18 protein-coding genes and 7 pseudogenes are annotated in these 25,845 nt (G+C 47.5%); 19 read left to right on the plus strand and 6 right to left on the minus strand.

The window, feature by feature from the left end; translation table 11 throughout:
* The first annotated feature begins 4 nt into the window (after positions 1-4).
* The 17 genes and pseudogenes from gltA to LO777_RS16400 all read left to right on the plus strand — a co-directional run bounded on the left by gltA (position 5) and on the right by LO777_RS16400 (position 17,207).
* Positions 5-1,416 (plus strand): annotated as a pseudogene (gltA, locus tag LO777_RS16315) (NADPH-dependent glutamate synthase).
* Positions 1,417-1,526: 110 nt separating this feature from the next.
* Positions 1,527-2,282 carry an enoyl-CoA hydratase/isomerase family protein gene (locus LO777_RS16320; protein ID WP_228854912.1) on the plus strand — a complete coding sequence of 252 codons (756 nt, stop codon included), beginning with the start codon at positions 1,527-1,529 and terminating at the stop codon, positions 2,280-2,282.
* 641 nt (positions 2,283-2,923) lie between these two features.
* The gene (gene ndhC, locus LO777_RS16325; RefSeq protein WP_228854913.1) at positions 2,924-3,283 is read left to right on the plus strand and encodes an NADH-quinone oxidoreductase subunit A; all 360 of its coding nucleotides are present in this window, start codon (positions 2,924-2,926) and stop codon (positions 3,281-3,283) included.
* Positions 3,274-3,786, plus strand: coding sequence for an NADH-quinone oxidoreductase subunit B (locus tag LO777_RS16330; RefSeq protein WP_228854914.1), 513 nt, complete (start codon positions 3,274-3,276; stop codon positions 3,784-3,786). The genes ndhC and LO777_RS16330 overlap by 10 nt, the downstream gene beginning before the upstream one ends.
* Position 3,787: 1 nt before the next feature.
* Positions 3,788-5,502 (plus strand): annotated as a pseudogene (locus LO777_RS16335) (NADH-quinone oxidoreductase subunit D).
* Positions 5,499-6,005: an NADH-quinone oxidoreductase subunit NuoE family protein gene (locus LO777_RS16340; protein WP_228854915.1), complete on the plus strand. Its 507-nt coding sequence runs from the start codon at positions 5,499-5,501 to the stop codon at positions 6,003-6,005. The pseudogene LO777_RS16335 and the gene LO777_RS16340 overlap by 4 nt, the downstream one beginning before the upstream one ends.
* Before the next feature lie 87 nt (positions 6,006-6,092).
* The gene (locus tag LO777_RS16345) at positions 6,093-6,278 is read left to right on the plus strand and encodes a hypothetical protein (protein WP_228854916.1); all 186 of its coding nucleotides are present in this window, start codon (positions 6,093-6,095) and stop codon (positions 6,276-6,278) included.
* Positions 6,275-7,378: an NADH-quinone oxidoreductase subunit NuoF gene (gene nuoF, locus LO777_RS16350; RefSeq protein ID WP_228854917.1), complete on the plus strand. Its 1,104-nt coding sequence runs from the start codon at positions 6,275-6,277 to the stop codon at positions 7,376-7,378. The genes LO777_RS16345 and nuoF overlap by 4 nt, the downstream gene beginning before the upstream one ends.
* A gap of 63 nt (positions 7,379-7,441) precedes the next feature.
* Complete coding sequence (locus LO777_RS16355; RefSeq protein WP_228854918.1) at positions 7,442-9,004, plus strand: 2Fe-2S iron-sulfur cluster-binding protein; 1,563 nt, start codon at positions 7,442-7,444, stop codon at positions 9,002-9,004.
* Positions 8,991-10,276: pseudogene (locus LO777_RS16360) on the plus strand (complex I subunit 1/NuoH family protein). Before LO777_RS16355 ends, LO777_RS16360 begins: the two are co-directional and overlap by 14 nt.
* 14 nt (positions 10,277-10,290) lie before the next feature.
* Positions 10,291-10,815, plus strand: a complete 525-nt coding sequence (locus LO777_RS16370) for a NuoI/complex I 23 kDa subunit family protein (protein ID WP_228854921.1) — start codon at positions 10,291-10,293, stop codon at positions 10,813-10,815.
* Positions 10,816-10,819: 4 nt separating this feature from the next.
* Complete coding sequence (locus LO777_RS16375) at positions 10,820-11,329, plus strand: NADH-quinone oxidoreductase subunit J family protein (RefSeq protein WP_228854922.1); 510 nt, start codon at positions 10,820-10,822, stop codon at positions 11,327-11,329.
* Positions 11,326-11,622: an NADH-quinone oxidoreductase subunit NuoK gene (nuoK, locus tag LO777_RS16380; protein WP_228854923.1), complete on the plus strand. Its 297-nt coding sequence runs from the start codon at positions 11,326-11,328 to the stop codon at positions 11,620-11,622. The genes LO777_RS16375 and nuoK overlap by 4 nt, the downstream gene beginning before the upstream one ends.
* A gap of 4 nt (positions 11,623-11,626) precedes the next feature.
* Positions 11,627-13,546, plus strand: coding sequence for an NADH-quinone oxidoreductase subunit L (nuoL, locus tag LO777_RS16385; protein ID WP_228854924.1), 1,920 nt, complete (start codon positions 11,627-11,629; stop codon positions 13,544-13,546).
* Positions 13,547-13,559: 13 nt separating this feature from the next.
* Positions 13,560-15,089, plus strand: coding sequence for a complex I subunit 4 family protein (locus LO777_RS16390; RefSeq protein WP_228854925.1), 1,530 nt, complete (start codon positions 13,560-13,562; stop codon positions 15,087-15,089).
* A gap of 17 nt (positions 15,090-15,106) precedes the next feature.
* The gene (locus LO777_RS16395; RefSeq protein WP_228854926.1) at positions 15,107-16,516 is read left to right on the plus strand and encodes an NADH-quinone oxidoreductase subunit N; all 1,410 of its coding nucleotides are present in this window, start codon (positions 15,107-15,109) and stop codon (positions 16,514-16,516) included.
* Between the two features lie 250 nt (positions 16,517-16,766).
* Positions 16,767-17,207, plus strand: a complete 441-nt coding sequence (locus tag LO777_RS16400) for a CBS domain-containing protein (RefSeq protein ID WP_228854927.1) — start codon at positions 16,767-16,769, stop codon at positions 17,205-17,207.
* Positions 17,208-17,292: 85 nt separating this feature from the next.
* On the opposite strand, the pseudogene LO777_RS16405 reads toward LO777_RS16400, so the two are convergent.
* Positions 17,293-18,637, minus strand: a pseudogene (locus LO777_RS16405) (alanine/glycine:cation symporter family protein).
* A 274-nt stretch (positions 18,638-18,911) separates the two neighbouring features.
* On the opposite strand from LO777_RS16405, the pseudogene istA reads away from it, so the two are divergent.
* Positions 18,912-20,395, plus strand: a pseudogene (gene istA / locus LO777_RS16410) (IS21 family transposase).
* Complete coding sequence (gene istB, locus LO777_RS16415; RefSeq protein WP_228854202.1) at positions 20,392-21,153, plus strand: IS21-like element helper ATPase IstB; 762 nt, start codon at positions 20,392-20,394, stop codon at positions 21,151-21,153. Before istA ends, istB begins: the two are co-directional and overlap by 4 nt.
* Before the next feature lie 489 nt (positions 21,154-21,642).
* Here istB and LO777_RS16420 read toward each other — a convergent pair whose 3' ends face one another.
* From LO777_RS16420 to LO777_RS21235, 5 genes and pseudogenes are all read right to left on the minus strand, one after another.
* Positions 21,643-23,022: a sigma-54 interaction domain-containing protein gene (locus LO777_RS16420; protein WP_228854928.1), complete on the minus strand. Its 1,380-nt coding sequence runs from the start codon at positions 23,020-23,022 to the stop codon at positions 21,643-21,645.
* Positions 22,953-23,243 (minus strand): ACT domain-containing protein, encoded by a 291-nt coding sequence (locus LO777_RS16425; protein WP_228854929.1) that lies wholly within the window; start codon positions 23,241-23,243, stop codon positions 22,953-22,955. Before LO777_RS16425 ends, LO777_RS16420 begins: the two co-directional genes overlap by 70 nt.
* Before the next feature lie 52 nt (positions 23,244-23,295).
* Positions 23,296-24,020 (minus strand): annotated as a pseudogene (locus tag LO777_RS21230) (ABC transporter ATP-binding protein).
* The gene (locus tag LO777_RS16435; protein ID WP_228854930.1) at positions 24,020-24,763 is read right to left on the minus strand and encodes an ABC transporter ATP-binding protein; all 744 of its coding nucleotides are present in this window, start codon (positions 24,761-24,763) and stop codon (positions 24,020-24,022) included. Before LO777_RS16435 ends, LO777_RS21230 begins: the two are co-directional and overlap by 1 nt.
* Positions 24,764-24,816: 53 nt before the next feature.
* Positions 24,817-25,841 (minus strand): annotated as a pseudogene (locus tag LO777_RS21235) (branched-chain amino acid ABC transporter permease).
* Positions 25,842-25,845 lie beyond the last annotated feature (4 nt).

Raw genomic sequence — 25,845 nt, forward strand, 5'->3', positions numbered from 1 at the left:
CATTATGGCAGAAAAAGCAGCAAAAAAAACAAAAACCCCAAGAGTGGCAATGCCCGAGCAGGACCCCAAAGTAAGGGCACGTAATTTCCTTGAAGTACCCACGGGCTACACCATGAAAATGGCCCAGGAAGAAGCCTCACGGTGCCTGCAGTGCAGAAAGCCGGGCTGTGTTCAAGGCTGCCCGGTCGGCGTTGATATTCCAGGCTTTATCGATCTTATTGCCCATGGCGATATGACCGGAGCCATCCGCAATCTCTGGACTAAAAACGCCCTGCCCGCGGTATGCGGCCGCGTCTGCCCCCAGGAGATTCAATGTGAAGGGAAATGTATTGTCGGCCGCAAGGGTGAACCCGTTGCCATCGGAAATCTTGAACGTTTTTGTGCAGATTATGAAAGAGAACACGGCACTGGTGAACTGCCCCCAAGGCCGAACCCACAGGCAAGAAAGTTGCCGTTGTCGGAGCCGGCCCATCCGGCCTGACAGTTGCAGGTGACCTTATAACCAAAGGCCACGATGTGACAATTTTCGAAGCCTTTCATAAACCCGGCGGTGTTCTTGTCTACGGGATTCCCGAATTCAGACTACCAAAGGACATTGTTGCCCAGGAAGTTCATTTTCTTGAAAGACAGGGCGTCAAGGTTGAGTGCAATGCCGTAGTGGGCAGAACTGTCTCTTTAGATGAGCTCTTCGAACAGGGATTTGATGCTATCTATGTCGGCGTTGGTGCCGGGCTGCCACGTTTTATGAATATCCCGGGGGAAAACCTTGTAGGTATTCTTTCAGCAAATGAGTACCTGACCCGGGCCAACCTGATGAAGGCTTACAAGTACCCCGAAGTCGACACCCCCATCCCGAAAGGCAAAAATGTTGTTGTCCTCGGTGCCGGTAATGTCGCCATGGACTCGGCCAGAACCGCCATGCGACTGGGCGCCGACAGTGTTAAAATTGTCTATCGCCGCTCCCGGGATGAAATGCCTGCCAGAAAAGCTGAAATCCATCATGCCGAAGAAGAGGGTATTGAGCTTTTTCTGCTCACCAATCCGACCAAATATCTCGGCGATGAAAACGGCCGTCTGGTGGGTATGGAATGTCTCCGTATGGAGCTCGGCGAACCTGATGATTCCGGCAGACGCCGCCCTGTTGCCATAGTGGGTTCTGAATTCACAGTTGACTGTGACCTCTGTATTGTCGCCGTCGGCTCAGGAGCCAATCCGCTGCTGACAAGCGAAACCCCAGATATGAAACTGAACAAGTGGGGCAATGTGGTCACCGACCCGTCCACCGGCAAAACCACAAAGAAGGCAGTCTGGGCCGGCGGGGATATCGTCACCGGTGCCGCAACAGTTATTCTGGCTATGGGCGCCGGCAGGGATGCCGCCAACTCAATCCATGACTACCTGACGCTTGGCTGGTAACATTCTGTTTTTTTCTACTGTAATAACAAGCCTGCCGGTTTTCACACTGACGGGCTTGTTTCTTTTTCATTTCAAGGCCGATTCAGGTAAAAATATTCCAAAATTCCACCATGAGTAAAGATAAAACTGTTGCTTCGGACGTACTCCTCACTACGGAAAACAGGATAGGACTGCTCACCCTCAATCGACCGGAAAAACTCAACGCCATCCGCCTCCAGACATACAATGACATAATTTATGCACTGAAAACCGCCGATGACTCCAGTGAGTGCAATTGCATCGTTATTACTGGAGCTGGAGGAAAATTTACTGCCGGAAACGACCTCGCCGATCTAGTCGGGGACAGGGCCGGAAAGGTCATGGAAGCAGTCCAGTCCCTTTTCGATGCTGTGACTACCCTGAAAAAACCACTCATTGCTGCAGTTGAAGGGGTGGCAGTCGGTATAGGAACGACCTTCCTTCTCCATTGCGACCTTGCCGTTGCCTCAACGGATACTCGTTTCCGTCTCCCCTTTGTAAACCTCGGCGTCTGCCCCGAGGGTGGCTCATCTGCACTTCTACCAAGAACTGCAGGAGTAAAAGCGGCAAATGAACTGCTCCTGACAGGCAGATTTTTCTCCGCGGATGAAGCTTTGAAATTTGGACTGGTCAACACCATCACGGAAAAAGGCTGCTCTCTATCGAAGGCTATGGAATATGCCCTGTCCATTGCCGAACAACCCCCGGCAGCCGTCCTTGCCACAAAATCCATTTTACGCAGACACCAGCGGCTGGACATTCCCCAAATCGTATATGACGAACTGGAACTTTTTCTGAAACTGACCCTCTCAGCAGAAACCCAGGTACGAATTAAAAAGTACCGGTGATCAATCATTAAAAAGGCAGGCTTTTGCAACAACTGGCCAACCGATCAACAGTTGACTGATCCACAACAACCTTCATATAACTTTACCTGAACATTACAATCAGGCAAATGAATACCTATTCATTCTCACATATCTCATTGAAATAACGGTATTTAAGGCGGAGCTTAATAAGGAGAACCAACTCAATCCAAACCGATTGATGGAGCGAACATCGTCGCCGCGCCCAACTTATCGTATGCGTGTTGTGCGTATTTTTCTTATGCGTCAGATACTGTACAGAGAACATCATTGAAAATCATCCAGACATAACTCACTATAATTCAGATATAAACAGTGCCATGGACAACTGCATTGAACTGATCTGGTCCAGACAAAACCTGGCACAAGAAGGACAATTCAAAAGATACAGGGCACAAAAAGCACACCTTTCAAGCTGGATTTGCACAATATAAACCAGAGACGCAGCCCGTAACCCACTGACAGGGCAGGAAAAATATTTTCTTGACACAGATTAATACTGCCTGTTAATGAATGAATGTTCATTTTTTGAGTGCAGTTCACGGGAATTTTCAAAATACACATGTCTATCAGGCTTCCCGGCTTGGGAAGTAAATTTTTATACACCGGCAGGAGAAAAACAGATGTCAACTGAACTTGTTCTTTCGGCAACAGCTCTGATCGGGATTGCTGTTCTTGTCCCTGTCATGATGGTCCTCACTGCAGTTCTTGGACCCCGTTCCAAAGGAAAAGTAAAAAACGAAGCCTACGAAAGCGGTATCGGGTCCATGATCGGCGGGGCCGACCAGAAGTTCAGCGTCAAGTTTTACCTGCTGGCAATTCTCTTCCTGATCTTCGATATTGAAGCGGTATTTATGTATCCATGGGCTGTATCCGTCCGGGAACTCGGGTGGTTCGGTTTTACTGAAATGGTTGTCTTCATGCTGCTTCTGCTTACCGGACTCATCTATATCTTAAAGAAAGGGGTGCTCAATTGGCGTTAGGATTGGAAGCAAATCTCGGCGACACGGTTATCACTACCAAGCTTGATGAAATAGTCAACTGGGGCAGACAGTATTCCCTGTGGCCATTCGTTTTTGGAACAGCCTGCTGTGCAATTGAATTTATGAGTGCGGCGGCAAGCCAGCATGACATCTCCAGGTACGGTGCGGAGGTCGTCAGGTTCTCACCAAGGCAGGCGGATCTCATGCTTGTCTGCGGAACTATCAGCTATAAACAGGCTCCGATTCTGAAAAGAATCTACGAACAGATTGCAGAACCCAAATGGGTAATGGCCATTGGTGCCTGCGCAAGCTCCGGGGGCATTTACGACAATTACTGCACAGTTCAGGGAATTGATACGGTGATTCCAGTCGACGTGTATATCTCCGGCTGCCCGCCACGACCTGAAGCAATTCTGGATGGGTTGATGAAGATCCAGGACCAGATTAAAGGCGAAAGTGTTCTGAAAGACCGCCATAAAGACTTTAAAGGGATTCTCGACTGATATGAGTGCGACGGCGTTAGAAAAATTTCAAGCCGCATTTCCGGACGCGACCTGCAAAAGTGTTCTGGATACTGTGGTGATTGACGTGGAGCCGGACAGGCTGGAAAACACACTTTCCACACTGAAGACTGATCCCGCATTGAACTGTGGCCTCCTTCTCGATGTTACCGGAATTGATTATAAAGACTATCCTGGGCCAGACCGGACACGCTTTGCTGTAGTCTACACCCTGCGCAACTGGCAGGACAATTTTCTTGTTCAGGTGCGCTGTCCGGTGGAAGATCCGGAAAAGGGAGTCACTTCCGCAACTCACCTCTGGGGTTCGGCAAACTGGGGTGAACGGGAAACCTGGGACCAGTATGGTATTACTTTCCAAAATCATCCGGACCTGAGGCGCATTCTCAACCACTGGCAGTTCAAGGGTCATCCACTGCGCAAGGATTACGACATAGGAAAAGGCCAGATCTGCACTGAAAGTGATAGACTGGAAAAAGAAATCAGGGCGAGACTTGCCGAAAACGGTATTGAAGAATCCACCATGAAGGATATCAATACCGAAATCATGTTTCTGAACCTGGGCCCATCCCACCCCGCCACCCATGGTGCCATCCGGATTCTCACCGCGCTGGACGGGGAAACGGTCATGGCCAATGTCAACGAGATAGGCTATCTGCACAGGGGATTTGAGAAAACGGCAGAAAACCGTACCTACAACCAGATAGTCCCTCTGACCGACAGGTTGAACTACTGTTCCTCCATGATGAACAATATCGCCTATGTCAAGGCGGTTGAATCGTGGCTGGGAGTAGAGATTACTGAACGTGCTCAGTTCATGCGCGTTATCCTGACCGAATTCTACCGGGTCCTTGACCATCTGGTGTGCATAGCGGCAAATCTGGTTGATATGGGTGGACTGACAAACTACTGGTACCTCTATAATGAAAAGGAAGCGGCTTATGATTTCATCAGCCGCCTCACCGGAGCCAGGCTGACCAGCTCCTTTACCCGCATCGGCGGTATGTACCGGGATTTTTATGAAGGATGGGAAACCGACCTGGAACTCCAGCTGCGTGACATTGAAAAGGGTATCGGTGATTCCCTGGCCCTTATAGAAACCAACAGGATTGTCCACGACCGGACTCAGGATGTCTGCATTCTTCCTGCAGAAACTGCCCTTTCCTACGGTTTTACCGGCCCGACCCTGAGAGCAAGCGGGATCCCCTTTGACCTGAGAAAGGATGCGCCGTACTACAACTACGAATCCTTCGACTTTGAAGTTCCCGTGGGCAGCAAGGGGATATCTACGACCGGGTAATGATCCGTTTCGAGGAAATGTTTCAGAGCATCAGCATTATCCGCCAGGCAATGAAGTCCATCCCCAAGGGCCCGGTCTTCATACAGAATTCACAGGTAGTTCTCCCACCCAAGAACGCTGTCTACAATAATATTGAAGGACTGGCGAATCATTTCAAATTGATCTTCGAGGGTGTCAAAACACCATCTGGAGAATGGTATGATTCCTTTGAAGCGGCAAACGGGGAACTGGGTTTTCATTTTGTCTCCGACGGTTCAGGTCAACCTTACAAACTGAAAGTTCGCCCTCCCTGTTTTTATATAATGGGCGGATTCCATAAAATGATCGAAGGGAACATGATTGCCGATGCAGTTATCAACCTGGGAAGCATCAATATTATCGGCGGGGAGTTGGACAGATGAGTGACCGTTCACAACTGATATCTACAGGAAAACCATTCCAGTTCGACAGCAAAAGAGATGCCGAATTCGAGCGTCTCGTCAAACGCTACCCGACACGGGAATCCATGATTCTTCCGGCCCTCTGGCTGACCCAGGAGCAGGAAGGCTGGATCAGTGCGGAGGCTATAGCCTATATAGCCGACAGGATTGGCACCTTTGCCAGCAAGGTCTTTGAATGTGCAACGTTTTATACGATGTACCACCTTCAACCCATGGGCAAGTATCACATCTGCGTCTGCCGGACATTATCCTGCTGGCTGCGAGACAAGCAGGCGATAGTTGATTACCTCAGGGACGAAATTGGTATTGAGCCGGGTCAGATTAGTGAAGACGGCAGATTCAGCCTCGAAGAAGTTGAGTGTCTGGGCCACTGCGGCACGGCCCCTGTTGTCCAGATCAACGGTGAATTCCATGAGGAGATGGATGTGGACAAGCTGAAAGCACTGCTGGCAGGGCTTGATTGAAGCCATAAAGAAGAATGAGAATCGCCCTTCCGGCATAATCAGCACCGTGCGGGAACTGATTTTCAGACACAATGTGAGCGAACAGATATGGAAGTGAAAATACTCAGTGCCAAGTTCGATATGAAGGACGCCAACAGGCTTGAAGTTGCAAAGCAGCATGGCGCCTATGCTACCCTTGACAAACTCTTCTCCATGAAACCGGAAGAAGTTATAGCCGAGGTGAGAGACAGCGGACTCAGGGACGTGGCGGAGCCGGGTTTCCCGCCGGTGTGAAATGGGGCTTTCTTCCGAAAGATACAGGTAAACCTGTCTACCTGGCAGTAAACTCAGATGAATCGGAACCGGCAACTTTCAAGGACCGCTATATTCTTGTGCGTGACCCCCATATGCTGATTGAGGGTATTATCATCTGCAGCTACGCCATCGGTTCCCATGATACCTATATTTATATCCGCGGTGAATACACAACCCAGGTCAAGGTACTCCAGGCGGCCATTGATGAGGCTTATGATGCGGGGTATCTCGGAGATAAGGTAGCCGGTCATGATTTCAAGCTGAATGTCACCGTCCACCGTGGTGCAGGTGCTTATGTCTGCGGTGAAGAAACAGCACTCCTCGAATCTATTGAGGGCAAAAAAGGCCAGCCACGCTCCAAACCGCCTTTCCCAGCGGTTGCCGGACTGTATGACAGCCCGACAATTATTAACAATGTTCAGAGTATAGCCTCTCTGCCATTCATTATTGAAAATGGAGCTGATGCCTATAGGAAATACGGCACGGAAAAAAGTCCAGGCACCCATCTTTTCGGTATCTCCGGACATGTGGAAAAACCAGGCATGTACGAACTCCCTCTCGGGCTGCCGCTTCTGGAAGTTATCGACAAGGTAGCGGGAGGGGTCTGGAAGGGTCGAAAACTCAAAGGTATCATTCCCGGTGGCAGTTCCACTCCGGTACTGACTCCCGAAGAGGCAAAAACAGTAACCCTTGACTATGAATCAATGGCTGAGCACAAAACAATGTTCGGCTCCGGTGGTATCGTCGTCCTTGATGAAACCGTTGACATGGTCAAACTCGTGCAGAACCTGATCTATTTTTACCACCATGAATCCTGCGGACAGTGTACTCCCTGCCGTGAAGGACTGGGTTGGATGTTGAAGATCATCAACAAAATTGTTGCCGGAAAAGGAAGGCTTTCCGACGTGGAGTTGCTCCGGGAACTCTGTGACAATATAGAAATGAAGACGGTTTGTGTCCTGTCGGCCGCCTGCACCATGCCTGTTCGCAGTTACCTTGATAAATTCAGACACGAATTTGAGGCCTGTGTTGCAGGAGAAAATGGATCAAAGCAGGAAACAGAACAGGAAGAGCGCTAACCCACTTGAGGGAAATGCAGGTTTACTGCACTCCCAAGGTGAATGATTATCAGGAAATACCCCATGGCTGAAACGATTAAGCTTTTTGTGAATGGATGTGAAGTCGAAGTTGAGGCAGGCAAGAACCTGATAGATGCCATCGGTGCTGTCGGTATTGAAATCCCTCATCTCTGCTACCATCCAGCACTTGGTGCCGACGGAAACTGCCGTATGTGCCTTGTCGGCATAGAAGACGGCAGACCACCTCTTGTACCGGCGTGCAAGACACAGGCGGTTGAAGGAATGAAAGTGCTTCTTGATGCGGAGCACATTAAAAAAATACAGAAAGACGTACTGGAACTGGAACTGATAAACCACCCAACCGACTGTCCTATCTGCGACCAGGCAGGAGAATGTTCCCTGCAGGACTATTATATGACCTATGGCAGAGAAGAAAGCCGGATGAATGTGGACCAGGTCAAAAAAGCCAAGAAGCTGGATTTCGGCTGCGGTGTCGTTCATGACCAGGAACGATGCGTGGTCTGCGGCAGGTGTGTTCGATTCTGTCGCCAGATCACAAAGACCGGAGAGCTTGGAATAGTCAACCGAACTGATTCAGCCCGGGTCACGATCTTTCCCGGCCGACCCCTTGATAACAGGTATGCACTGAATGTGGTTGATCTCTGTCCTGTGGGTGCCATGACCAGTGCTGATTTCCGATTCAAACAACGGGTCTGGTTCCTGAAGAAAAACAGAAGCATCTGCCATGGCTGCTCCAGGGGTTGCAACATAACCGTCGACCATAACCGGGAAAAGGACAGTGATGATATGATCTATCGTTTTCGCCCGCTTTTGAATGAGCAGGTCAACGGTTATTTCATGTGCGACGAAGGCAGGCTCAGCTATCACGGTGAAAATGAAAACAGATTAAGCGAAGCTAGGTTAAGCAAAACTCCTCTTTCCTTTGATGACGCAGTCACTGCCGCACTCAGGGAAATAGAAAAACATGATGACATTCTTTTTCTGCTTTCTCCGAACAGTACACTGGAGCAGATGATGGCCATCAGATCTTTTGCGGAAAAAATCGACGCCACCCTCTCGGGATTCAGTGATGGGTATATCAAAAAGGGTGACGGTGATGATTACCTCATCCAGGATGATAAATCCGCCAACCGGGCCGGTCTTGAACTTCTGGGAATAGACAGCTCGAAAGAGGCTTTTGAAACGGCTCTGAAGAAAGCTGATCTGCTCTTGAATTTCAACAACGATCTGCTCCTCGCCTACAGTGAGACAGAATTGAAAAAACTGTTGAAAGATACCCGTGTTATCGGATTATCCAGCCATGAAACAGCCTGTTTCCAGCAGGCCAACTTGTTGCTTCCCGTGGCGTCCTTCACCGAGTACGGCGGCAGTATCATCAACTGCGATTCAATTCTGCAGTTTTTTGCAAAGGCCGTCAGTAAAAACAGCGAACCTGTTGAAATCTGTGAACTGATTTCCCTCCTGGGAGGCCCCTTCCATGACAGAACGCAGCTGTGGGAGGAACTGAAAAAAAACTGTGAGCTGTTAAGCAATGTTGATCCAGACAATATCCCGCCAGCGGGGTTGAAATTAACTGATAGTGAGGCTGACAATGTCCCGGCTTGATATTTTACTGATTGCCATACGAGTTGCCTTCGGGGCGTTTATTCCGCTCTGTTTCATTGCCGTCTGCGTCTGGATGGAACGCAGAGGTGCCGGTTTCTTTCAGGACCGGGCGGGTCCGAACCGTGCCAATATCTTCGGTTTCAGGGCCGCGGGACTGGTACAGAATCTCGCCGATGCCGCAAAACTCATCTTCAAGGAAGATGTGATTTCCGGCCACATCAAACACAAGTTCTATTTTGTCCTGGCACCGCTTATCGTATTTTTCACCGCTGTGGTTTCCTTTGCGGTAGTGCCCTTTGCCGACACCCTGGTACTGAACGGTAAAAGCTATATCATGCAGGCCATTCCCGTCGATCTTGGTATTCTCTGGTTCCTGGCCCTTGCCGGATTCAGTGTCTACGGCATTATCCTTGCAGGCTGGTCCTCCACCAATAAATATGGTGTTCTCGGTGGACTTCGCTCGGCTGCCCAGGTTATCAGCTACGAAATTCCCATGGGCCTGGCCATTGTCAGTCTGCTGGTTGTGTATGGCACAGTTAACCTGAATGAAATGGCCCATTTTCAGGGACAGCTCCTTTTCGGCTTTATCCCGATGTGGGGTGTTGTCCTCCAGCCCCTGGGGTTTATAATTTTTCTGGTTGCCGCTTTTGCGGAAACCAACCGGACGCCGTTTGACCTTGCCGAAGGCGAAAGTGAAATTGTTGCCGGTTTCCACGTGGAATACAGCGCCATGAAATTTGCTGTATTCTTCATGGGAGAATACGTGGCTCTCTTTGCCTCAAGTGCGATAATTGTCACTCTCTATTTTGGTGGATACCAGGTACCGTTTCTCGCCACCGAGACCCTGGTCAATTATGCCAAACCTGTGGCTTTTATTCTCATGATCGCCCTGCCTGTCATGATGTATTATTTCGCTGGTTGGATCAGAAGAAGTAATATCAGCCATTACCCCGGGAAAATGATCCCCGGGTCCATGAAGCCAATGTCTATATTAAATGCTTCTGGGGTCTGGTCGCCATTCTGGAACTGGCACTGTTGGCAATACTGCTCCTCAAGTCAGGTGGTGATGCAGCCCACGTTTTTGTGACTCTGCTGCAGGTTACAACCTTTCTTCTGAAAGTTACGATGATGATCTTTGTGTATATCTGGGTTCGTTGGACCCTGCCCCGTTTTCGCTACGATCAATTACAGAAACTGGGATGGCAGATGCTCCTTCCACTGGCACTTCTGAACATCTTCATTACAAGCGCGTTTGTTGTTGCGCTCAGCTAAAGGAGGCTTTTTCCATGGGTGCTAAAGTTAAAACAATGGAACGCAGGGGCGCGACCTGGACCGAGCGGGTCTATCTCATAGAGATTTGCAAGGGAATGGCTACGACTTTTCGCCATTTTCTCAGAAACCTGCTCGATAACTCCAAGCTCTATGTCCGTCATTATCCGGAAGTACAACCTGAAATACCGGTTCGCTGGCGTGGTCGTCACAGGCTCACCACCCACGAAGATGGTACGGTCAAATGCGTTGCCTGCTTCATGTGCCAGACCAACTGCCCCGCCAACTGTATCAGTATTGAGGCGGGAGAGAGACTGGACGGCAAAACGGAAAAGATGCCTGTAAAATTTACTATTGACCTGCTGGAATGCATTTACTGCGGTTATTGTGTGGAGGCCTGTCCTCTGGACGCAATCCGCATGGATACGGGTATATTCTCTGTTACCGGTTACAACAGGGACAGTTTCGTTCTCAGTCTCGAGGAACTGCTGCAAACCCCAGGTGCATTTTCCGAAGAAGAATACAAAAAAGGGGGCGCTTGATATCATGTTTGCCGAGTGGTTATTTACCGGTTTTTCAATCCTGTCGGTTCTTGGCGCCATTGGCCTGGTCATGTTTCGACACCCAATGAACGGGGCAATGAGCCTGATTGTTACCCTGATCTCTCTTGCTGGACTCTATGCACTGCTGTCCGCCAAACTGATCTTTGCGATTCAGCTCATTGTCTACGCCGGGGCCATAATGTCCCTTATCCTCTTTATTATCATGTTTCTCAATATTCAGACGGAGGATCTTCCTGAAGAAAAAGGACGTTTTCTCTACCTGCTGGGTGGTGTGGTAGTTCTCGTGCCTGTTTTCACCTTCCTCCTCAAGATTATAAAGAGCCTGCCGGACACAAAAACCACCATCATAGGAAACGGCTTTGGCGGGGTAAAGGAGGTCGGTCTTGTCCTTTTCAACGACTGGCTTCTTCCCTTTGAAATTGTATCAATTCTTCTGCTCGTGGCTCTTGTGGGTGCCATAGTCCTTGCAGGAAAAAGGAGGATGAGCAAATGATTCAGAACTATCTCATCTTAAGTGCCATTCTCTTTTGTATCGGCATCCTTGGCGTCGTTTCCAGGCGAAACGTCCTCACGGTTTTCATGTCGATTGAGCTTATGCTCAACGCAGCTAATCTTGCGTTTATTGCCTTTTCCAGATTCCATGAAAGCATGGACGGTCATGTGCTGGCCATGATGGTAATGGCGGTGGCCGCAGCTGAAGCGGCTCTTGCACTTGCGGTTGTCATACTGCTGCACAAGCACAAAGGCAAACTGGACACCAATGTATTCAGCTTGTTAAAAGGGTGATTTCATGGAACATACTGTAAACTATCTCGGTTTTATCCCGCTTTTTCCCCTTCTGGGTGCTGTTGTGCTGGGGGTGATGCATATGCTCACCTGCACAGAAGAAAAAAGTCCTTTTTCCGAAAAACTCTACGGTGTGCTGGCCTGTGTCGGCCCCGTAATCTCTTTCCTGTTCGCCCTGCTGGTTTTCTTTCAACTCAAGGGCATGGCCCCTGAAGCAAGGTATCTCAGCCATGACGCCTTCACCTGGTTCAGTGTTGGTGAGCTTACAGTCAAAATGGGCTTTCTTGCCGATCCTCTCAGCTCACTTATGCTGCTCTTTGTGACGTTTATCGGTTCGTTAATCCACATCTATTCCATAGGTTATATGGCCGATGACAGGAATTACGGGAAATTTTTTGCCTACCTCAATCTTTTTCTCGGTTCCATGCTCATCCTGGTGCTTGGCAGCGGACCTGTTGTCATGTTTGTCGGCTGGGAGGGGGTCGGACTCTGCTCATATCTCCTGATCAGCTTCTACAGTGAAGACACCAACAATGTTATCGCCGGTAACAAGGCCTTCATCGTCAACAGAATTGGCGATCTTGGCTTTGTCCTGGGGATGGCTTTTCTTTTCTGGGCAATTGGCTCCGGTGGATTTGATTATCTTTCCCTGAGGGAAAATGCCCATCAGCTTACCCCGGCCGTTGGCCTTGCCGTCTGTCTGCTGCTTTTTGTCGGTGCCTGTGGTAAATCAGCACAGATTCCTCTTTATGTCTGGCTGCCGGACGCCATGGCCGGCCCCACTCCTGTTTCTGCACTCATCCATGCTGCGACAATGGTTACCGCCGGTGTCTACATGGTTGCCCGTTTCAGCTTTATCTATGCCCATGTACCTGTCGCTGGAACAGTGGTTGCGTGGATCGGTATCCTGACTGCTCTACTGGCTGCCATCTTCGGCATGTTCCAGCGTGATATCAAAAAGATACTTGCCTATTCCACGGTCAGCCAGCTCGGTTACATGTTTGCCGGTGTCGGTGTTGCCGCATACTCCGCAGGAATCTTCCATGTCTTCACCCATGCCTTCTTCAAGGCTCTGCTCTTTCTCGGTGCCGGCGCAGTTATCTACGCTCTGCACCATGAACAGGATATATGGAAAATGGGCGGGCTGAAAGATAAAATGCCCAAAACCTACTGGACCATGCTGATCGGTGCCTTTGCCCTGGCAGGATGTCCACCGTTTGCCGGTTTTTTCTCAAAGGATGAAATCCTCTTTTCTGCCCTCGCCAGCGGCCATACCGTTATCTGGATTATCGGAGTCGCTGTTGCCGGAATGACGGCCTACTACACCTTCCGTATGATATTTCTCGTCTTTCACGGTACTCCCCGAGACAAAGAGGCCTTTGATCATGCGGAGGAAGCTCCACCTGTCATGACAATTCCTCTTATAATTCTGGCTGTCGGTGCTCTTTTTGCCGGTTTTCTCAACTTCCCCGCAATCTTCGGTGGACATCTCAAAGTTTCACACTGGCTGGCGCCCAGCCTTGTGGAACACCACCCCCATGTGGGTGTCAGTGTCGAAATACTTGCCATTGCCACCAGTATTATCGCCTTTGCTATCGGTATCAGTATCGCCTGGAAAAAATTCGGCCACGGAGCCGAAGAGCCGGAATACAAAGGCTTTGCCAAATTCGGTTACAATAAATTTTATGTGGACGAAATATATAACGCCATCTTTGTCCAGCCTTACAAGGCCATTGGCACAGTGATCTGGAAAAATCTGGAACCCAATGTCACAGATATTCATGTAAAATTATCCACCTGGCTGTACCGAAAAGGAGGCAGCGCCTTCAAGGTATTCCAGAACGGCTTTGTCCGGGTATACGCAATTTATATGGTCATAGGTTTGAGCCTTATGAGCCTGCTTCTCTCTCAATCGCTCAATTAGGTAAGGTGCAATAATGTTTGAAAATGTCCTTTCAGTCATGATCTTTCTGCCGATCCTTGCGGGTCTGGCGCTCCTCCTTTTCCCGGTTGGAAAAAGTGGTTCCAGGCTTACTGGATTCATTGTCTCCGTTATCATTTTCATGTTCGGTATTGAATTATTCCTTGATTTCACAGGTAATGGCGGCATGGAATATGCTGTTAACCGGCCCTGGATAGACTCCCTCGGTATCAGCTACAGCCTAGGCATTGACGGTATCAGTCTCCTTGTTCTCCTGGCATGCTCCCTGCTTTTCCCTCTGATTTTTGCTGTTTACTCCGGTAAAACCAAAGGATACTACGCTAATCTTCTTATTGCCCAGGGAGCGATGCTCGGAGCCATTTGTGCCACAGATATTGTTCTGTTTTACATCTTCTGGGAAATCATGCTTCTGCCGATCTTTTTTATGATAGGTCTCTGGGGTGGAGAAAAACGTCTCGCAGCAACCCTGAAAATCACCATCTACACCATTGCTGGTTCCCTGCTCATGCTGGCCGCCCTGGTATATGTCGGTGTATCCTACCATTCCCAGTTCGGCGCCTGGAGTTTCAATATCGCCGACCTGAGAAATCTTGACCTTTCAGGGGGCTTCGCGGTTACTGCCTTCATAATGTTCATGATAGCCTTTGCTATTAAAATCCCCTTGTTTCCTTTTCATACCTGGTTACCGGACGCCTATACAGAAGCACCAACTTCTACGACCTTTGTCCTTTCAGCCATCATGGCAAAAATCGGTGTATACGCGGTTATTCGCTTTGTCATACCTGTCTTTGAAATTGAATTTGCCCGATTTGCCCTGCTTCTTTCACTGGCCGGAGTGGTGGGCATGATGTATTGCGGTCTGGCGGCAATCACCCAGAAGGATTTTAAACGACTGCTTGCCTTTTCATCCGCCTCGCACATGGGCATCATTGCCCTCGGCGTTTTCTGCATGAATATTCAGGCCCTGACCGGTAGTCTATTCCAGATCGTTGCCCATGCGACGAGTACCGGGATACTTTTTGTTTTTGCCGGTCTCATTGAAGAAAGAATGCAGACACGGAATATTGCCGACCTTGGCGGTATCGCCTACCGGGCGCCGATCTTTGCAACCTTCTTTGCCATTGCAATGCTGGCGTCAGTGGGCCTGCCCGGAACCAGCGGGTTTATTGGAGAATTCCTGATTATTCTCGGAGCCGTTAAATTCAATGCATTTATCGGTTTCCTGGCTGGAACAGCACTTATTATCGGTGTCTGCTATATGCTGTGGATGTTCCAGCGGCTCTTTTTTGAAAAGAGCAATACAAAAACCGAAGGGTTTAAGGATCTGAGCCTCCTGGAGACTGTGACCTTTTTACCGGTCATTCTTCTCATTCTCTTTATGGGGATCTATCCACAACCCTTTCTTCAAAAAATTGAACCGGCTGCCGAGCTTCATGTTGCCGGTTTTACAACCATGACGGTAACTGAAACTGTCGCCGAAACTGTCGTCCCCGCTCAGGAACACGACACCCATCACAAGAATTAAGGCCAGGATAAATTATTATGAATGATTTTCTGTCATTGCTCCCTCTAATTATAATCTGTTCAGGTGGTATTGTGCTGATGCTCCTCTCCGTTCTCGAAACCATGAAAACGGAAACCGCCTCGTATATAAGCCTTGGTTTTTTTGGAATTGCTTTTTTCATTCAATTTCTTATTGCCTGTTACCCGGAATCTGATCTTTTTGCCGGCACATTCAGTTCGATGCTGGTGGCCAATTCCTTTACCGGTGTTGCCGGGCTTATTATCCTGGGTGCAGGTTTTTTCACGGTAATGAGCTGCCATACTTATTTTCAGCAAAACAAAGTCTGTACCGTTGAATTCTATTCCCTGCTTCTCTTTGCAAGTTGTGGTATGATCCTGCTGACCTTGGCAAGAGAACTGATTACCGCGTTCATTTCCCTGGAAATCATGTCCCTGGCTATCTACATCCTGGTCGGATATGACAGAAAACGTGTTACCAGCACCGAAGCCCTGCTCAAATATCTCATGCTCGGAGCATTTGCCGGAGCCTTTTTTACCATGGGAGCCGCTCTGGTCTATGGAGCTGCCGGCTCCACAAGGTTTGTCGAAATCAGTAATTATATTTCTTCAAACTCCGCTGCTACACCTCTGCTTATTGGCGGTGCCTTTTTCATCCTCATCGCTTTTCTTTTCAAGGTTGCCGCTTTTCCGTTTCACGCCTGGGTCATCGATGTTTATGACGGTGCGGCAACTCCCGTAACCGGATTTATGGCAACTGCCCTGAAGGCTGCCGTATTCACTGTTTTTGCCAATTTTCTCGCCATCAACGGTGCCCTGCAGAAAGAATGGATCACTTTTCTCTTCTATATCGCGTTGTTTACCATGTTCGGCGGCAATCTGATTGCCATCGGCCAGTCAAATATCAAACGTATGCTTGCAGCCTCCGGCATTGTTCATTCCGGCTATCTCCTCATAGGTCTGATTGCCATCAGCACCAAGAGTTTCACAGGTTCTGTTATCGCTTATTACCTTGCTGCATATGCGGTCGGCACCTTGGGAATTTTTGCCGCTCTCTCTTATCTTGGTGGCAAAAATGAAAGCAGAGTTTCCTTTGATGATTTCAAGGGACTTGCAAAGGTTCGCCCCTATTCCGCAGCAGCTATCTCGGTTTTCCTTCTGTCCATGGCCGGTATTCCTCCAACAGCTGGCTTTATGGGAAAATTTTATATTATCACAAGTGCTATTACTGAAGGCCAGATTGCCCTTGCTGTTTTCGGTGTCATCAGCAGTATTCTCTCAATGTGGTACTATCTGCGTCTCATAATCTGCATGTATTTCAATGAGGCGGAAGACAGTTTCGAAATTGAAAAGTCTCCCTTTGCCCCGGCATGCACATTTATTCTCGCAGTCTGTGTTTTTGCCATTGGACTCTACCCCATCGTCATTTAAAACCTATACAGAGGTAGACGGTGCACTACATTGTGGCAATTTAAAAGAATTGTATTACAGTTTTAACTGTGAAACCCCATCGCAGAAAGTGTTTCCGGCCGCAGTCTGATTTTCATCACTCTGTTGCAATCACAGGGTGTAAATACCAGCAGGTTTAAAAGGTAGATCTATGGATTGGATCCGGCCATGCCTTTATCAGGAAGCCGGCCCTGCATACAATAGTTTATATTATCAACCGGGAGTCAACCATATGAAAGTAAAGGACATATTAGCTGTTAAAGGCAGTCAGGTCAGAACAGTTCACGAGGACATCTCTGTTATAGATGCAATGTCAATTTTCTCAGCAAACAGGGTTGGTTCTCTTCTGGTCGTCGACAAAAATGATTCCATTCTCGGGATCATTGCCGCTCGGGATGTTCTCATGGCAGTCCTGAATGACCTGGACAGGATCACTGAATTGCCGGTCAAAGAGATCATGACCAGAGAACTCATTGTCGCCACTGAAAACGATGATGTTGATTATGTACAAGCTATCATGACAGAAAACCGCATCCGGCATATTCCTGTTATTGAAGGGAGTGATCTGAAAGGTCTTATTTCCATTGGTGACGTTGTTAAAGCCCAATTGAAAAAAAAGGATGTGGAAAATAAATATCTGAAGGATTACATAGCCGATAAGTATCCAGGATAACAGTTTATCCTTTCTCAACCCGAAAAGCCCTCAGGTTGTTTCCTGAGGGGCTTTTTTGTTCTGTTATCCTGTTACTGCTGATGCGTTATTCCTCCTTCGCAAAATATTTTTTGGTTTCAGAGACCACCACTGGAGTAAGAAAAATCAAACCGATGAGATTAGGTACAGCCATTAATCCATTCAAAGTATCAGAGATATTCCATACAAGACTTAATTTCGCCATTGCTCCAACGCCTACAAAACAGACAAAAACAATTCTGTAGGGCAGAATCGATTTGACGCCGAACAGAAATTCCATCGCCTTTTCACCATAATAACACCACCCAAGGATGGTAGAATAGGCAAAAAGGACAATACCCAATGTCACGACATGGGCTCCCCCGGCATTCCGGCAGCAAACGCTTTCGTCGTCAGCTCCGCCCCGTATCTCCACTGGACCAGAGTCCCGTAAGTATCAATACCAGACCGGTCATTGTACAGACAATTATAGTGTCAATAAAAGTCTGGGTCATGGAAACCAGAGCCTGGCTGATCGGGGTTTTAGTCTGGGCTGCTGCTGCTGCAATTGGTGCACTTCCCAATCCTGATTCATTTGAAAAAACCCCTCTGGCAACACCCATTCGAATAGCCAGCATTATCGAGGCTCCTGCAAACCCGCCAACGGCTGCAGTTGGATTGAAGGCCTGTTTAACTATGAAAACCAGGGCAGCGGGAACATCTGCAATATTCACGAGAATGATATAACCAGCACCTGCAACATAAAAAAGAATCATAATCGGTACAAGAAACCCTGTCACCCTGCCGATATTTTTAATTCCACCTAAAACAACTGCGGCTGTACAAACCATCAGAACAATACCAGTTATCAGTGGTGAGATAGAATAGGTGGCTTCCACCGCATCGGCAACAGAATTTGACTGAACCATATTACCGATACCAAAAGCTGCAACTGCTGCAAAAACAGCAAAAACAGTCCCCAGCCACGGCATTTTCAATCCTTTTGAGATATAATACATGGGACCGCCACTCATCTCGCCATTTTCGTCGACTTCCCTGTATTTTACTGCCAGAACAGCCTCCGCGTATTTTGTCGCCATCCCAACGAGACCTGTTATCCACATCCAGAAAAGGGCACCGGGACCACCAACAGCGATTGCAGTAGCAACTCCTGCAATATTACCGGTACCTACTGTAGCAGACAGAGCTGTCATCAATGCCTGAAAATGGGTAATATCACCTGGTTCATCACTGTCTTCCTTTCTCTTTATGAGAGCAAGATAGAGCGCATGTCCCAATTTGGTAAACTGCAATCCGCGGAGGGCGAAAGTCAACCAGAACCCTGTACCGACCAGAAGGATCAGCATCGGTGGCCCCCAAGCAAATGCACCGATTTTACCAACAATCGCATCTAGCGAATTCAAAAAATCCATATCTTCTCTCCTTTTACCTGAATCTGGAATAATAAGCAGTCCCAGTGTAGAACCGCAGCCTGAAACCAACACCAACAGAAAGCAGATTTTTCCGCTTCTCTGCAATAGTGCTGCAATAGGCTTGCCATTCTTCCATACAACTCAATTTGAAATAACAGAGGGACCCCAGAGACAACCCTCTTGACCAGCGACAATTATAATTCCTTTTGACGACAATTAAATTTCCCGGAAAATTGTGATCTGATTATTCATATTTCTCAAAGGAGGAATATGGATGGTCACAGATATTCAGGTGAGGAAATTGAAGAAATACTTAAGTCAAGGGAAGACGTTGGAAGTAGCAGCGGCTAGAGCCGGCATGGATGAGAAAACCGGTCGCAAGTATAGAGATAATGGCAAATTGCCAAGTGAGATCAGTGCGGAGCGAGTGAGGGAGTGGCGAACTCGTAAAGATCCTTTTGAAGGTATATGGCCAGAGGTTTTACAATTTCTGGAAACTAATGAAGGTTTGGAAGCCAAAACTCTTTTTACCCATTTTCAAAGGATTTATCCCGGTTCTTTTGGAGATGGCCAGCTCCGCACGTTTCAACGTCGAGTAAAAACCTGGCGTTGTACAGAAGGTCCAGGACGTGAAGTTTATTTTCCCCAGGTGCATGTGCCTGCACGGTTGAGTCAGTCTGATTTTACAGATATGTCCCAATTACAGATCAGTATTGGTGGTCAGCCTTTTGATCACCTGATCTACCATTTTGTGCTGACATATTCGAACTGGGAGACAGGAACGATCTGTTTTTCCGAGAGTTTCGAAAGCCTGAGCGAAGGATTACAGAAGAGTCTATGGAAACTTGGCGGAGTTCCAGAACAACATCAAACAGACAGGTTGTCAGCTGCGGTGAATAAACCGGATAACCCGGAAGAGTTTACCCGTGGCTACCAGGGGCTTTTGGCCCATTACAAATTGCAAGGCCGTAAAATCAATTCGTCAAGCCCCACGAAAATGGTGACATTGAGCAGCGCCATCATCGTTTCAAGAAAGCCGTAGATCAGGCCCTGATGCTGCGAGGTAACCGGGATTTTACTACACGCAAGGAATATGAGTTATTTCTACAGAAGCTGTTTGCACAACTCAACTGCAACCGCCAGGAGCGCTTTCAAGAAGAACAGTCGATGTTGCGTCCACTGCCTTCGGGTAAGCTCGACACATGTACTCGTTTTGAAGTTCGAGTTGGTCCCAGCAGTACGATCAGAGTAAAGCACAAGGTTTACTCGGTGAATAGTCGACTTATCAAAGAAACAGTCACAGTGCGGCTGTATGCAGAGTATCTGGAGATCTGGTACGGTCAGAAACATATTGAGAATATCCCCAGAATACGAGGCGGTAGCAAACATTATATCCAGTACCGCCATATAATTGACTGGCTGGTTCGAAAACCCGGTGCATTTGAGAACTACAGATACCGCAGTGATCTTTTTCCTACGAGCAGGTTCCGGGTTGCCTATGACTCTCTGCGCAAATTTCGTACCGTTACGGGAGCAGCAAAAGAATACTTATCTATTTTACAGCTTGCTGCCCAAGATAATGAGACAGCTGTAGATGATGCCCTTCGTCATCTGATTGACCATGAAAAGAACATTGATTTTGCCCAGGTAAAAACACTGCTTGTCTCTGGTAAACCGGTTGAACCGATTACCAATATTTCTGTCCAGACTGTTGCCCTCACAGGCTATGATCAACTCTTACAGGAGGGTTGCAGATGAGTTCAACCGATAATCGAATTATCCTGGATGCGTCTCTTAAAAAGCTTTATCTGTCAACTATCCGAGCCTGTTACCAGGAGGAGGCGGATTTGGCGAGAAAGGAATCACTAAGCTATGAATCATACCTTCAGGAACTGGTTGTGCGGGAGTGTGAAGAAAGACGCCATAAACGCATTACCAGATATTTGCGAGAATCCAGACTGCCCCTGGAAAAAAACTTAGCTTCGTTTGAAATGGATCGGCTTCCGGCCAAACTGAGCGGCTTTGTCAATAGTTTGCTGGAAGGTTCTTTTCTTGACAGGTGTGAAAACATACTAGCTTTTGGAAACCCAGGTAGTGGAAAAACCCATCTGCTCTGTGCCATTGCCCAGGAACTGATTAACAAGGATAGGCGTGTTTTCTTTTCTCCGTGCAGTCTGCTGGTGCAAAATCTGCTGGTGGCCAAAAAGGAGCTTGTTCTTCCAAGATTTCTGAAAAAACTTGCCAAGTATGATGCCATACTGATCGACGATATCGGCTATGTCCAGCAAAGCCGAGAAGAAATGGAAGTGCTCTTTACCCTTCTTGCGTATTGTTATGAACGGAACAGTATCATGCTAACCAGCAATTTACCATTTTCACAGTGGGAGAAGATATTTAAAGATCCAATGACTACGGCTGCAGCGATAGACCGGCTTGTGCATCATAGCGTAATACTGGAACTTAATCTTGATAGCTACAGACTGGAAAAAGCAAAACAAAGCCTTGAGGAAAATTAATAATCACAGAATAGGGGGCTCTGCCCCAACCCCGAGGTTTAACGCATTGTGGCCATGAGGATGAAGAAAGAAAAGACCGGGCAAATCCTTATACCCGGTCTTCATCCTTACGGCACTCATCTCGGCGCTCGGGTCGCTCCTCAGCGTTGCCCTATCCTCCGGATGAGTACAAATAAGTTACATTTTAGATGAGGACACTGCAACAGAAACAGAAAAAGCAATGAAATATTATTGCGTATTATTATGTGGTTAAGGCCGGAATTATAATTGTCGCCAGCCGGGAATTATAATTGTCGTTGATTACCCTCTGAAATCAACTGCAACATCATAGAGATAGAAAAGAGGAATTCCTTGTGGAACAATCAGATGGAAAGGAATGAAAAAACGGAAAACTCGATGATCAACAGAATTTGGAACTTTTTAGAACCATTAAAATTTAAATACTCCATACCTCACTGTTCTAACAGTAACAATTTGCATTGGAACGAATTAATTCCATTGGAAACTTTTATCACCTTTTTGAAGTTTATATTTTCCAATTTTTCTGATCAATGCTGTATGAGAAATCTTTAACGCTCTGGCAGCCTGGCGAATACTTCGTGTCCTGTTGAGACTTTCTACAATAATCTGCTTTTCATATTGACCCATAAGACTCTTGAGTCCCATGTCGTTCTGAAAACCCAAACCCTCATCGCGATGAACGAACAGATCCACTTCACTGCTGATAAGAATGGAATCCACCCCTATCATGTCTGAATCACTTAATATAGCACCACGCTCAATTACACTTTTCAACTCCCGAACATTTCCGGGCCATGTGTATTTCAACAGTTTTGCCAGAGCAGCCTTGCTGAGAACCTGATCTTTTTTTCCCAGTCTTGCATTAAACCGATGAAGAAAAGCTGCAGCCAACAGGGGAATATCGATCAATCGCTCACGTAAAGGGGGAATCTGAATAGTAAAACCATTGATACGATAGTAGAGATCCTCCCTGAAACGTTTCTCACGGATGAGTTTTTTCAGATCCATATTAGTGGCAGTGATCACTTTGGCATCAACAGGTATTTCATCATATCCGCCAATTCTCCTGACAACACCCTCCTGAAGCACCCTGAGAATTTTTGCCTGAGGTCCGGGAGGCATATCGCCAATCTCATCAAGAAAAATAGTCCCGCCGGCTGCCGCCTCAAACAGGCCGGGCTTGCCCTTTTTCCTGGCACCGGTAAAGGCTCCACGGGCATAACCAAAGAGTTCACTTTCGATAAGAGATTCGGGAATGGCAGCACAATTTATGGGAATAAACGGGCCGGACCGGCCACTTTCAAAATGAATTGCCCTGGCAAAAAGTTCTTTGCCGGTACCACTTTCACCGGTAATGGAAATGATTGCGTCAGTATCTGCAATCTTTCTGGTGAACTGTATCAGATTTTGCACCACGGGGCTTTGACCGATAAAATCATCAAAAGTTACCTGCAGTGGTCGGGAAACGGCATCAACCATTTCCTTGACCACTTTCAGGTCCTGCAGAAGTAATACTGCACCGACACGCTTGCCGGAAGAATCAGTTATTGGTTTGGCCGAACCGTAGAATTCGATTCGGCCCCGGCTTGTAATTACACTTTTTCTCCGGCTGACCTGAATTCCTTTTTTCAAACATTCAAACAGGATGGAATTCTCCAGGGCCAGCTCACTGATATGAGTTCCGATAACCTGCTCATAGATCAATCCGAAAATATTACAGGCAACACTGTTGATGGTGTTTATTCTACCACTCTCATCTACAGAAATTATGCCCTCACTCATTCCATCAAAGAGAGTACGAAACCATTCCTCCCGCATTTCATGGGGAGCCACTCTATTTTGCGCCATTCCCGAATACCTGCAAGTGCCGGAAAAAGCTCGAGAAGCGCTGAGCCATCAAAAGGATAATCCGGTTTTTCAATCTCAAGCGAAATGGTTGCCAGTCCCTGCTTCTGCTGCAGTTCCATGGTAACAATGTTAAGGCTCTGTTCAGTCATAAGCCTTGCCACATCAAAGACCAGGCCTATTCTGTCCTTAAATTTCAGTTCAAACTTAAGATTTCCGGACATATGGTTTCAATTTAAAAAGCATGAAGCCTCCACGGATTCACAAAAGAACGAATCAGCCACCCAGGTATGCCTTTTTCACATCAGGATTATCCAGCAACTCTTCTGAAGTGCCCTCAGCCGTTATTTCACCCGTGTCAAGAACATAACCCCTATGGGCCAGATGAAGAGCAAGACTGGCATTCTGTTCGATGAGCAGAATGGTCATACCCTCTTCATTGAGACGTTTGAGTGTGCGGAAAAGCTCATATTTCAGCACCGGAGCAAGCCCCATGGACGGCTCATCCAGAAGAAGAAAGGTACAGCCTGTCATCAGTGCCCGACCAACAGCCAGCATCTGCTGCTCCCCCCGGAAAGTGACTCGCTCCTCTGATTTTTCCTCTCCTCCAGCCTTGGAAAAAGATCAAAAATTCTCTTGTATTCTGCAGAGAAATCAATGTCCTTGTCCCTTGCATACGTGGCAAGAATAAGATTTTCCATCACCGTCAGATTTCCAAAAATATGCCGGCCTTCGGGAACCAGTGCAAGCTTGAGATCTTTAACAACTGATGATGCCTGGGTTTTCAGAATCGATTCGCCCCTGAATTTGATATCACCTTCAACAACCCTGGGTGCTTCCGGGGGCGGCAGCCTGGTAACAGAATAGAGACTCGTTGTTTTTCCTGCACCATTTGCACCGATAAGGGTCACAATCTCACCCTCGTTCACATGAAAGCTGATGCCGTGCAGGGCCTGTATATTGCCGTATTTTACTTTAAGATTTTCAACAGAGAGCAACATTATATATTATCATCTCCCAGATAGGCGGAAATAACCGCGGGATGATTGCGGACATGTTCGGCGGAACCTTCCGCGATTGTCTGTCCAAAGTCAATTACCTTGATATCGTCACAGAGCTCCATCACCACATCCATATGATGCTCTATCAGCCAGATAGTCACGTCGAATGTCTTATGGATCCACTGTATAAGCCTGATCAGCTCCTGCACATCGGCGGAATTCAACCCGGCTGCCGGTTCGTCCAGCAGCAGCAGCTTCGGTTTCTCCGAAAGGGCACGGACAATTTCAAGTTTACGCTGCAGTCCATATGGTAGATTGGTTGGATACTCTTCCATATACTTTTCCAGCTCAAATATTTTCAGTAATTCCCGTGCCTCATGTTCAATACGTTCTTCACACTCAAAATAATCACGGCTGCGAAGAATAGCCTTGAAAAAGCCATATTCCAGCTTTCCATGCTGAGCCACCCTAATATTGTCGAGCACAGTCATCTGGTTCCACAACCTGATATTCTGAAAAGTCCGGGCAACTCCAAGAGCCGTCACCTTATGGGGTTTCAGTCCTGCTGTTGACTTGCCACAGATGAAGATCTCTCCTTCGGTCGCCTGATAAAAGCCACTGACCAGATTGAATACTGTTGTTTTACCAGCTCCGTTGGGTCCGATCAGGCCAGCCATGGCGTTTGAACCAAGGCGTACATTAAAATCAGACACAGCCGTCAGGCCGCCAAAACGCTGGGTCATATTGCGAATCTCGAGTACCCAAGATTCCTGTGTTGGTGTATTTGTCTGCATAGTTATTTAAACCGATAGAAACGTTTCAGCTTTGGAAAGATATCGGAAAGCTCCCGATTCCCCATAATGCCTTCCGGACGAAACTGCATGACTATTATCAGAATAAGCGGGATAATAACCCACTTCAAAATCTGCAAGGGACGAAGCAGTTCCAATAAAATAGTGAAAAATATCGCCGAAATAACTGCACCTGAAAGTGAAGCCATGCCACCGAGATAAACCATCACCAGAACCTCGGTTGATTTCAGAATATTAAAACTACCCGGATTGACATAGCCGATAATATAGGCAAAAAGACCACCGGCAATCCCTGCCAGTCCGGAAGAAAGCATGAAAGTTATCGTCTTTATTTTATTGGTGTTTACACTCATTATTTCCGCAGCCACCTCATCCTGACAGATAGCTGATACCCCTTGCCGAAGGTGGAAGAATTATATCGTCGCAGAATCCAGACAGTGAAAACTGTAAAGAGAAAGACCCAGATAACCATCCATGGCAGATCAATTGTATCCCCCATGGCATTAACAACCTTCTTCATCCCCATAAATCCACGGGAACCACCGATAACACCCAGGTTTTCAATGAGGCTGATAATAATATAGTTTGCGGCAATGGTAATAATGGCAAGGTAATCTCCCCTGGTCTTATAGGAAGGCAGGGCAACAAGCAGACCGGCAACAGCGGCCGCAATCCCTCCAACCAGAATAAGAAGGGGAAAGCAATAGATGGCAAGTCCGGGATCCAGCAGTGGTGCCCCAAAAACCTTATCTTTAGAAAACAGCAAAACACCGAGGATGGATGAAACATAAGCCCCCACACACATGAATCCGGCATGGCCACAGGAAAATTCCCCCATATTGCCGTTTACCAGGTTGAGACTGGTGGAGAGAATAATATTGACTCCCATGAACATCATTACCGACAGCACATAAAGGCCTATGGCCTCCTGATAGGCAAAATATGTTATGATTCCGCCGAAAAGAACAAGCAGCAGATGCACGGAATATCGTTGTAATATTGATTTCATTGGC

The sequence above is a fragment of the Desulfomarina profundi genome (genome assembly GCF_019703855.1).
In the GTDB taxonomy this organism is placed as follows: domain Bacteria; phylum Desulfobacterota; class Desulfobulbia; order Desulfobulbales; family Desulfocapsaceae; genus Desulfomarina; species Desulfomarina profundi.